Raw genomic sequence first — 2,063 nt, 5'->3', positions numbered from 1 at the left:
AAAAATCGAATAGAAAATGCGACCCTAATTAAGATCGCATTTTCTCAAAAATTTTATTTATTTTGCCTGTCTACTTGACAGGGGTCTGTTCAAAAGCTTAGACTTTTTAATACTACACCTTAAATTTATATAAAACTTTTCTTTATTCTTCAGCCTCAATATCAACAGGTTTTCCTAGGAAATAAATTGCTATTGCTAAGACGATAACTGCCACTGGTAAAACTATATATATTGGTAATCCAAGCCCCACTGGAATATATCCAAATAATATAGTAAATCCTGCAACAAATAGTGCATACCACATTTGAGTCTTAACATGATCAATATGATTACATCCTGCTCCCATTGAAGATAATATTGTTGTATCTGAAATTGGTGAACAATGATCTCCAAAAATTGCTCCTGTTAATACTGCACTTGTACTCATTATAATGTAAGTCATATCTGGGTTAATTGCATGAGCTAAAGGAATTGCTAAAGGCATTAAAATTCCCATTGTTCCATAAGCTGTTCCTGTTGCAAAGGAAATTACAGCACCAAATATAAATATAACACTTGGTAATAAGAAGCCTGGTATTGAATTTGATAATAAACTTGTTAAATATTTTGCTGTTCCAAGTTCTTTTATTACTGAACTTAATGACCATGCTAAGATAAGTATAACTCCTGTTATAACAAGTCCCTTCATACCATCTATCCAAACATCTATAGCTTCTGATATAGTAAATATCTTCTTACATACTGCCATTAAAATAGCAACTATACTTGCAAATAATGCTGATTGGAATAATGCCACTGATGCATCAGCATTACTAAATGCTTGTTGAATTGCATTAAATGAGAATAATGAATTATTAAAAATCTCTTGGATAGCTAAATCATCGCCTGCCATTATAGCTGAATATCCACTGTAATAGAAGCTTACTAATGCTGAGATAATAAGTGTTCCAATTGGAATTATTGCATTCCAAATACTTAATTTTACCCCTTCTTTAACTTCCATTTCTTCCTTCATTTCTCTACTAATTTCAACCTCTTCAGCTTTATATCCTTGTCTTGCTCTAATTTCTGCTTTTCTCATTGGTCCGAAATCTCTAAGCATAAGTGATGTTATTAATACAAAAGCAAGAATTAATATGTTGTAAAATCTATAAGGTATTGTTTGACAGAATACTCCAAAGGCATCTACATTTACACCAATTCCATCAAAAGCATCATTGATTAAACCAACTTCAAGTCCAACCCATGTAGAAACTATTGCTATACCTGCAATTGGTGCTGCTGTAGCATCAATTATAAAGGCTAATCTTTCTCTTGAAACCTTCATCTTATCTGCTACTGGCTTCATTATAGGTCCAACAATAAGCGAGTTTGCATAATCATCAAAGAATACTACTATTCCTAAAAGCCATGTTACAATTTGTGCACTTCTTGGAGTTTTAGCTTTCTTTGCTAATGCTTCTGCTACTGCTTTAGCTCCTCCCATTTTAGAAACAAGATTTATGATTCCTCCAATTATTAATACTTGAAGAACTATCCCTGCATTCCATGGATCTGCTAAAGAATTTAAAGCTCTTTGTACAAAATCTAAAAATGCCTGAACTAAAGCTCCTATAATACTATAATCATTAAGCTGAAGCATAAAACATCCAGCTAATGTTCCTAAAAATAGTGATATTACTACGTTCTTAGTTATAAACGCTAAAACAATGGCTACAAGTGGTGGAATTATTGTCCATATACCAAAATGTCCTGCATTTGCATTTACTACATCTGAATCAGCTGCAAATGCTACTGTTGATGACATTATAGCCATAAATAGTGTTAATAAAAATACAATGTTTCTTCTCTTTTTCATTTTGTTTCCTCCTAATGTTTATTTGTGATAAGAATTGGAGGTACTACCTAATAAAAAGAACAAAGTGGCTGACGCCACGCTTTTCAGCGCAGGAAGCAGCTTTGTTTTGTCATGCAAAAGGTTCTAAAAGTAAAATAACTTCATATTAAAATACAATTTAATTATTTTGCTTTTAGGTTCTTTTGCGGCCTACAATTATTTTTTA

1 protein-coding gene is annotated in these 2,063 nt (G+C 32.1%); it reads right to left on the bottom strand.

The features are described from left to right. Window positions 1–142: 142 nt before the first annotated feature. A complete protein-coding gene (locus BM384_RS16875; protein WP_090015405.1) occupies window positions 143–1,858 on the bottom strand; it encodes a Na+/H+ antiporter NhaC family protein in 1,716 nt (571 codons plus the stop codon). Window positions 1,859–2,063: the final 205 nt, after the last annotated feature.

The organism is Clostridium sp. DSM 8431 (genome assembly GCF_900116755.1).
Classification (GTDB): domain Bacteria; phylum Bacillota; class Clostridia; order Clostridiales; family Clostridiaceae; genus Clostridium.
This window is presented reverse-complemented; position numbering and strand designations above follow the sequence as displayed.